The organism is Intrasporangium sp. (genome assembly GCF_030452765.1).
Classification (GTDB): domain Bacteria; phylum Actinomycetota; class Actinomycetes; order Actinomycetales; family Dermatophilaceae; genus Intrasporangium_A.
Window position 1 is genome coordinate 1 of sequence record NZ_JAKDLO010000177.1, and the last position, 8,933, is coordinate 8,933.

General features: G+C 70.8%; 5 protein-coding genes. 1 reads left to right on the plus strand and 4 read right to left on the minus strand.

Features of this window, described 5'->3' with window-relative positions:
• The 4 genes from L0H79_RS18005 to L0H79_RS18020 form a co-directional block, all read right to left on the minus strand.
• On the minus strand, nt 1-2,767 hold a 2,767-nt coding region (locus tag L0H79_RS18005; protein WP_301486022.1), incomplete at its 3' end, for a ribonuclease E/G.
• A 157-nt stretch (nt 2,768-2,924) separates the two neighbouring features.
• Nucleotides 2,925-3,722, minus strand: coding sequence for a TIGR03936 family radical SAM-associated protein (locus L0H79_RS18010; protein ID WP_301486023.1), 798 nt, complete (start codon nt 3,720-3,722; stop codon nt 2,925-2,927).
• 26 nt (nt 3,723-3,748) lie between these two features.
• On the minus strand, nt 3,749-4,510 hold the full coding sequence (locus L0H79_RS18015; RefSeq protein WP_301486024.1) for a 1-acyl-sn-glycerol-3-phosphate acyltransferase: 762 nt from the start codon (nt 4,508-4,510) through the stop codon (nt 3,749-3,751).
• Between the two features lie 94 nt (nt 4,511-4,604).
• Nucleotides 4,605-6,122, minus strand: coding sequence for an acetyl-CoA hydrolase/transferase family protein (locus L0H79_RS18020; RefSeq protein WP_301486025.1), 1,518 nt, complete (start codon nt 6,120-6,122; stop codon nt 4,605-4,607).
• A gap of 153 nt (nt 6,123-6,275) precedes the next feature.
• Between L0H79_RS18020 and valS the strand changes: the two genes are divergently transcribed.
• Nucleotides 6,276-8,933, plus strand: a 2,658-nt coding sequence (valS, locus tag L0H79_RS18025) for a valine--tRNA ligase (protein ID WP_301486026.1), incomplete at its 3' end; no start/stop codon positions are given.

Here is an 8,933-nt window from a genome sequence, read left to right on the forward strand (position 1 = left end):
CCGGTTGGGCAGGCTCGGCCGGTTGGGCGGGCTCGGCCGGTTGGGCAGGCTCGGCCGGTTGGGCGGGCTCGGCCGGTTGGGCAGGCTCGGCGAGCTCCCGCGGCCCGTCCTGCTCGGGGACGGCCGGCTCGTCGGCCGGGTGCCCGTTCTTGAGGGCGGCAGCATGTGCCATGGCGGCGATCTGCGCCGCGGTCGGTCCGCTCGGCTTCGCCTCCGGCTCTGCTGCCTGGCCGCCTCGAGACCCGTTGCCCGAGCCGTTTCCGTTGCCGTTGCCGTTGCTGTTGCCGTTGCCGGAGGTGGCGGAGTCCGACCCACGCCGCCCGCGTCGGCCAGGGGAGCCGGCATCGTGCTGGTTGGCACCCTTGTCGACGGGGTCGGTGTGGATGATGAAGCCGCGGCCGTTGCAGTGGTCGCACGTCTCCGAGAAGACCTCGATGAGGCCCGACCCGACGCGTTTGCGGGTCATCTGAACGAGCCCGAGCGAGGTGACCTCGGCGACCTGGTGCTTGGTGCGGTCGCGGCCGAGGCACTCGAGCAGGCGCCGCACGACGAGGTCTCGGTTCGACTCGAGGACCATGTCGATGAAGTCGACGACGATGATGCCGCCGATGTCGCGCAGCCGCAGCTGGCGGACGATCTCCTCGGCCGCCTCGATGTTGTTCTTGGTGACGGTCTCCTCGAGATTCCCGCCGGAGCCGACGAACTTGCCGGTGTTGACGTCGATGACCGTCATCGCCTCGGTCCGGTCGATGACGAGCGAGCCACCGGACGGCAGCCAGACCTTGCGATCTATCGCCTTGGCGAGCTGCTCGTCGACTCGGTACTTCGTGAAGAGGTCATCGGTCCCCGTCCATTTCGTCACCCGGTCCGCGAGGTCCGGGGCGACGGCCGTGATGTACGGGTGGATCTCCTGCCAGGCCTGGTCGCCGCTGACCACGAGCTGCTTGAAGTCCTCGTTGAAGACGTCGCGGATGACGCGGACGGTCAGGTCCGGCTCCCCGTGCAGGAGCATCGGGGCGCTGCCGGTGGTGCTCGATCCCGAGCCGCCGTTCTTCTTCTTGCCCTTGGACTTGCCCGACTTCGGCGTCGAGGCGCTCGCGGCCCTGGTCCGGATCTCCTCCCAGGCCCGGGTGAGCCGCTCGACGTCAGCGCGCAGCTCATCCTCGCTCGCACCCTCGGCCGCGGTTCGGACGATGACACCGGCGTCCTCCGGCACGACCTGACGCAGGATCTTCTTGAGGCGGGTCCGCTCCGTGTCCGGCAGCTTGCGCGAGATGCCGGTCATCGACGAGTTGGGGACATAGACCAGGTAGCGGCCCGGCAGCGAGATCTGCGACGTCAGGCGCGCACCCTTGTGGCCGATCGGGTCCTTGGTCACCTGGACGAGGACCGCCTGCCCCGACTCGAGGGCGTTCTCGATGCGCTTGGGCTGGTGGGCGTCGAGGCCTGCGCTGTCCCAGTTGACCTCGCCGGCATAGAGGACGGCATTGCGGCCCTTGCCGATGTCGACGAACGCCGCTTCCATCGACGGCAGGACGTTCTGAACGCGGCCGAGGTAGATGTTGCCGGCCATCGAGACGTTGCCGGCCTGGTCGATGTAGTGCTCGACGAGGACCCCGTCCTCCAGGACACCCATCTGGGTGCGCCCGTTCCTGTTGCGCACCACCATGACCCGCTCGACCGACTCACGGCGGGCCAGGAACTCGGCCTCGGTGATGACCGTGCGCCGGCGACCGGCCTCGCGCCCCTCGCGGCGGCGCTGCTTCTTGGCCTCGAGTCGGGTCGAGCCCTTGAGGCCGGTGGGCTCGTCGCTGCGTGAACGGGTGCGCACCCGCTTCGTGGCGCCGGCCTCGTCGCTGGAGGAGTCTCCGGTCGAGCCGGAACGGCGGCGGCGCCGCCGTCGTCGGCTCGTGCCGTCCTCCTCGTCACCGGCGTGCTCCTCGGCGGACTCGTCCGTGCGGGCCTCGCCGCCCTCGGCAGGCGGCTGCTCGGGCGCTCCGGCCGTGTGCGCCTGGTCAGGCTCCGCAGCGGCCTCGGCGTCCTCGGGCTCGGCGCTGCCCCGACCGCGGCGGCCCTTGCCACCACGACGCCGGCGGGAGCGCTTGGGCGCCTCCTCGTCCTCGTCCGGGGCCTCGACGTGCTGGGTCCCGGCCGGTTTGGGCGCAGCCTCCTCCGCAGCCTCCGCGGTCGCAGCAGCCTCCGCGGTCGCAGCAGCCTCCGCGGGCTGATCGGCCTGAGTGGGCTCGGGCTCTGCTCGGCGCCGACGCTTGGGGCCTTCCGTCGCGGCCTCGGGGTCGGGCGCCTGGAAGAGGACCGAGAAGCTCGGTCCCACGGGCACGGCGGCATCGTCCTGGTCCGACTCGTCCAGCGCGCCGCCTTCGTGCATGTCGGCGTCGGTCACGAGAGGTGGCTCGGTGAGCGTGTCGGCGCCCTCCGGCTCAGGTTCGGCGACGGCCTTCTTGCGCGTGGCGCGTTTGCGGGGCGGCTTCGCGGGTGCGGCAGCCATCGGCGGCTCGTCGGTGTCTTCCTGCGCTCGCTCGGTGGGCGCGTCGGACGCGACGGGCCGGGCCGCCTGCTCGGTCGACTTGCGGGTCGCTCGGCGTGGTGCCCGCTTGCGGGGCGCCGGCTCCGATGCGGGGGCCGTCTCCTCGATGGGGGCGGCGGTCTGATCGGACACGCCCGGCTCGTCGAAGACAGCCGCGCCAGACAGGGTCGCCTCGCCGAGGCGGGCCGTTTCGTCAGTGGGGGAGTTCTCTGTGGTTGCCATCCGGCAGCCTCCCGACACGGGCGGGTGCTGGCCCACACCCGGCCGGGGCCACCCGCACCGCTCGTGTCTGCGGTATCGGTCGTCCCACCGGGAAACCGTTGGGACGGAAGTCGTCTTGTTACGCCAGTCCCCGGTTCGCGCGGAGCGCGGCCCCGAGTCAGGCGCCGTCGGCGTTCTCGTCGGCAGCCAACGGGTCGGCCACCCTCGCGGTTGCGGTGTTGAACGGACCTTGCGCCAGACGCGTCACCAGTGGTGGACGGAGAGGCTGGAGGCCGGCTATCTCACGCAGCGCGGTCAGAATGTCGTCGGGGCGCACGGCGGGTGTGGTGTGCCGCACGACCATTCGCAGTATCGCACAGTCGGACCCGGGGCCTGCAGCCGGAGCCTCGCGCGACACGCCGGACCCGTCGGGCGAGGCCGCCGACACCTCGGCCGACACGAGAGCCCCGCGCACGTCGAAGGTGCGGGACCCGGACTTCGTCATCCGGGTCACCTCGACGCAGTCCCGGGCGAGCAGCCGTCCCACCGCGTCACGAACCAGGGACACCTCGACGTCGGCGAAGTCGAGCCGCCACTGGCTCGCCTCGAGGGCGTCGGCAAGGGGACGGGCGCCTGCCTCGACGACCGCGAGGATGTCGAGCCCCGATGGCAGTGCCGCGTCGAGCGCGGCCCGGACCGCGCTCGGGTCGAGCCGCCGCGTCACCTGGATCTCGACGTACTCCGCCTCGCTCGCCGTCCCCGTGGCCGCTGCGTTGGCGTAGGAGATCTTCGGATGGGGGTGGAACCCGGCGGAGAACGCCATCGGCACATCAGCGCGCCGCAGCGCGCGCTCCAGCGCCCGCTGGAAGTCGCGGCTCGACGTAAAGCGCAGCCGCCCACGTTTGGCGTACCGGATCCGCAGGCGCTGGACGGCGGGGTCCGGTGCCGGGCCCTCGGGGACGCGCTGTCGGATCATGCAGAGCACGCTAACCGGCAGCGCGCTCAGTCCGAGTCCCCGGTGCGCCGCTCGACCCGGTCGGCCCGCTCCAGCTCGTCGAGGCGGTTAGCCTCGGCCAGCGTCGGGGCAGTGCCGCCCATCCGCGCCGGCAGGAACCTCAGGTCGGGCCCGCGCAGCGGCTCGTACGCGGCCTGCGCCAGCTCGAGCATGTGCCCCATCACCTCCTTGTATGCCGCCGTCGCCGCGGCCGGGTCCGCATCCGCGGCGACGGGGATCGGCTCGCCGACGGAGATGAAGATCGGGATGCCGGTCCGGCCGAGCCGCCGCGGGTGACCCTTGGTCCACACCCGCTGTGAGCCCCAGATGACGACAGGCAGGATGGGCACCTGCGCCGCACGGGCCATCCGCGCCGCTCCCGACTTGAAGTCCTTCAGCTCGAACGACCGCGAGATCGTCGCCTCGGGGAAGACCCCCACGATCTCACCGCGACGCAGCGCGGCCAGGGCGGCGGCATACGAGGACGCGCCCGCCTCCCGGTCGACCGCGATGTGGCGCATCCCGCGCATGAGCGGCCCGCTGACAGGGTGCCGGAAGACGCTCTCCTTCGCCATGAAACGCACGAGCCGGCCCGACTTCTGGGCGGCCAGCCCGGCGTAGGTGAAGTCCATGTAGCCGGTGTGGTTGACGACCATGACCGCGCCGCCCCCGTCGGGGACGTTCTCGTCACCGACGATGGTGAACTGCAGCCCCTGCATCGCGAAGATGCCCCGCGCGACGGCGACGACGGACTCGTAGACCGGTTCCATGGAGCACACTCTGCCGTACCGAGGCGCTGCCCAGCACCCACCTCCTGCCCATGAACGAGCCGGGAGCGCTCGGGCGAGTCCACCGACCTGCCCGTCATTCGGCGGGGCGCATCGTACCCGTGTCCATGTAGCGCTGGTGCCACGAGAACGCCTCGCCGAGCAGGTGCGGGGTCTGCAGTCCCCAGGCGCCCTGCGCGGCCCGGGCGGTGTAGTCCTCGAGCATCGGCCGGTAGTCGGGGTGCGCGCAGTTCGCGATGATCCGCTCGGCGCGCTTGCGCGGTGCCAGGCCGCGCAGGTCGGCCAGTCCCTGCTCGGTGATGACGACGTCGACGTCGTGCTCCGTGTGGTCGACGTGCGAGGCCATCGGCACGATGCACGACAACGCCCCGCCCTTGGCGGTCGAGGGCGTGACGAACGTCGAGATGAAGGCGTTGCGGGCGAAGTCACCGGAGCCGCCGATGCCGTTCTGGATCCGCGAACCCATGATGTGGGTCGAGTTGACGTTGCCGTAGATGTCCGCCTCGATCATGCCGTTGCTCGCGATGACGCCGAGCCGGCGGATGACCTCCGGGTGGTTCGAGATCTCCTGCGGGCGCAGGATGATGCGCTCGCGGAAGAAGTCGACCCGCTCGAGGAACCGCTCCACGCCGACCGGTGACAACGAGAACGCCGTGGCCGAGGCGAGCCGGATCGTGCCCGACTCGATGAGGTCGAGCATGCCGTCCTGGAGCACCTCGGTATAGGCCGTCAGCCCAGTGCGACCGCTCTCCCCCAGCCCGGCGAGCACCGCGTTGGCGATGTTGCCGACGCCGGACTGGAGCGGCAGGAGCCCCCCGGGCATGCGCCCGGCTCGGACCTCGGCGTCGAGGAAGTCGATGAAGTGCGATGCGATGGCTCGCGAGTCGTCGTCGATCGGCTTGAACGCCGAGTTGCGGTCGGGTGCGTGCGTCTCGACGATCGCGACGATCTTCTCCACCGGGCAGACGAAGTGCGGGACGCCGATCCGGTCGCTCGGGTCGACGATCATGACCGGCTGGCGGTCCGGCGGCAGGGCGGTGCCGTAGTAGACGTCGTGCATGCCGGCAAGCTGTTCCGGCTGCCACGAGTTGACCTCGAGGATGACCTTGTCGGCGATGTCGATCCACGTCTTGTTGTTGCCGATCGACGAGCTCGGCACGAGGTTGCCCTCCTCGGTGATCCCGGCCACCTCGACCAGGGCGACGTCGAGCTTCCCGAGGAAGCCCTCCCAAGCCATCTGCGCGACGTGCGACAGGTGCACGTCGATGTACTCCATCCGGCCCGCGTTGATCTTGGCCCGGCTGACGGGGTCGGACTGGTAGGGCAGCCGCAGCTCGATGCCGTCCGCCTCGGCGAGGGCACCGTCGAGCTCAGGAGCCGTCGACGCGCCGGTCCACACCCCGATCCGGAAGTCGTCGCCCTGCTCCCGAAAGGCATGGATCCGCTCGGCGAGGGCGAGCGGGACCGCCTTGGGATACCCGGCGCCGGTGAAGCCGCTCATCCCGACGTTGTCGCCGGGCTCGATGTGGGCCGCCGCCTCATCGGCCGTCATGACCTTCGAGCGCAGGGCCGCGTTCGCGATTCGGTGAGGCATGATCGGTCCCTCCAGCTTTGCCGTGGTGCAGCCCAGTGTAGGAGGGCCCATTCGAATGGCACCTCCTGCCCGCTCGGCGAGTAGCGGGAGCGAGGTCAGCGGCATACGAAACCCGTTCGAGGGGCGCCTCATGCATCTGGAAGGATTGCCGGCATGACTGACGCACCTGCCCCCTCGACCTCGCGGATCCCCGAGCGTCCCACGCTCGACGGCCTCGAGGACAAGTGGGTGCAGGTATGGCGCGAGCAGGGCACGTACACCTTCGACCGCGAGCGGGCGCTGACGCTCCCCCGCGAGCAGGTCTTCGCGATCGACACCCCCCCGCCCACGGCAAGCGGGAGCCTGCACGTGGGGCATGTCTTCAGCTACACGCACACCGACTGCATGGCCCGTTACAAGCGGATGCGCGGTTTCGAGGTCTTCTACCCGATCGGCTGGGACGACAACGGGCTGCCGACCGAGCGCCGGGTGCAGAACTACTACGGGGTGCGCGGCGACGCGACGCTGCCCTACGTCGAGGGCTACGAACCGCCCTTCACCGAGGGAGTCGACGCGAAGGGCAAGGCGATCAAGGCCGCCGACCAGCGTCCGATCAGCCGCAAGAACTTCATCGAGCTGTGCGACATCCTCACGGTCAAGGACGAGGTGACCTTCGAGTCCCTGTTCCGTCGGCTCGGCTTCTCCCTCGACTGGGACATCTCCTACCGCACCATCGACGCGCGGTCGCGGGCGGTGGCCCAACAGGCATTCCTGCGCAACCTCGCGCGCGGTGAGGCCTACCAGGCCGAGGCGCCCGGGCTGTGGGACGTGACGTTCCAGACCGCCGTCGCGCAGGCCGAGCTCGAGGCGCGCGACTACCCGGGCGCCTACCATCGGGTGGCCTTCCACCGGGTGGCGCCGGACGGCACCGACGGCAACCCGGAACCGGTCTACATCGAGACGACCCGGCCCGAGCTCGTCCCCTCGGTCGTCGCGCTCGTCGCGCACCCCGACGACGAGCGCTACCGGCCGATCTTCGGGTCCACCGTGCGCTCGCCGCTGTTCGACGTCGAGGTGCCGGTCCTCGCACACCACGCCGCCGAGATGGACAAGGGCGCCGGCATCGCGATGTGCTGCACGTTCGGTGACCTGACCGACGTCATGTGGTGGCGCGAGCTGCAGCTGCCGACCCGCTCGGTCATCAGCCGCAACGGGCGCCTGCAGGCGGAGACACCCGAGTGGATCGCGGGTGGCCCGGGCGAGCAGCTGTATGCCGCCCAGCTCGCCACCAGGACGACGTTCAGTGCGCGTGAGGCCGTGGTCGCCGCCCTGCGCGAGTCGGGGGATCTGGACGGCGAACCGGTCAAGACGCAGCGCAAGGCCAACTTCTACGAGAAGGGCGACAAGCCCCTCGAGATCGTCACCTCACGTCAGTGGTACATCCGCAACGGCGGTCGTGACGCGGCTCTCAGGGCTGCGTTCGTGCAACGCGGCGACGAGATCCACTTCCACCCGCCGTTCATGCGGGCGCGCTACCGGAACTGGGTCGAGGGCCTCAACGGCGACTGGCTCGTCTCGCGGCAGCGGTTCTTCGGGGTGCCGTTCCCCGTGTGGTACCGCCTCGACGAGATCGGGCAGGTCGACCACGACGCGGTGCTGACGGCGCCCGAGTCGGCGCTACCGGTCGACCCGCAGGTCGACGTGCCGGACGGTTTCGACGAGTCGCAGCGGGGTGAGCCGGGCGGGTTCGTGGCTGACCCCGACATCATGGACACGTGGGCCACCTCGTCGCTGACCCCGCAGATCGCGACCGGCTGGCCGGTGGCCGACGGTTCGGGCCTCGGCTCGGACCCCGAGCTGTACCGGGCGATCTTCCCGATGGACATGCGCCCGCAGGCCCACGACATCATCCGGACGTGGCTGTTCTCGACCGTGGTGCGCGCACACTACGAGGCGGGGTCGGTGCCGTGGCGGGGCGCCGCGATCAGCGGCTGGATCCTCGACCCGGACCGCAAGAAGATGAGCAAGTCGAAGGGCAACGCGCAGACGCCCGAGGACGTCGTGCGGGCTCACGGGGCAGACGCGGTCCGCTACTGGGCTGCGTCCGGACGGCTCGGGACCGACGCCGCCTACGACACCGGCCAGATGAAGGTCGGGCGGCGCCTGGCCATCAAGGTGCTCAACGCCTCGAAGTTCGCCCTCGGGTTCGGCGAGGTGCCCGGCGAGCTCGGTACGGCTGTGACCAACCCGCTGGACCTGTCCATGCTCGCCTGGCTGGCCGACGTCGTCGACAAGGCGACCCACGGCTTCGAGGCCTGGGACTACACGCGCTCGCTCGAGGTGACCGAGAGCTTCTTCTGGATGTTCTGCGACGACTACCTCGAGCTGGTCAAGGACCGCGCCTACGGCGCTCAGGGCGAGGCCGAGGCAGCCAGCGCCAGGGCGGCGCTGCGGATCGCCCTGGAGACCCTGCTGCGCCTGCTCGCCCCGTTCATTCCCTATGCGACCGAGGAGGTCTGGTCGTGGTTCGGGCCGGGGTCGGTGCACCGGCAGGCCTGGCCGACGAGCCACGCCCTGCCGAGCGGCGGTGACCCTGCCGTGCTCGCCTCGGTCGGGGAGGCGCTCGGCGCGGTGCGCAAGGTCAAGTCGGAGGCCAAGCTCGGCATGCGCGCCGAGGTGCGCACGATGACCCTCGTGGGCACTGCGGCCGAGCTGAGTCGGGTCCGCGGCGCCGAGGCGGACCTGTGCGCCAGCGGTCGCGTCCTGGCCATCTCCTATGAGGAGGGAGACGGGATCGAGGTCCGTGACGCCGAGCTCGTCCCGGGGCAGAAG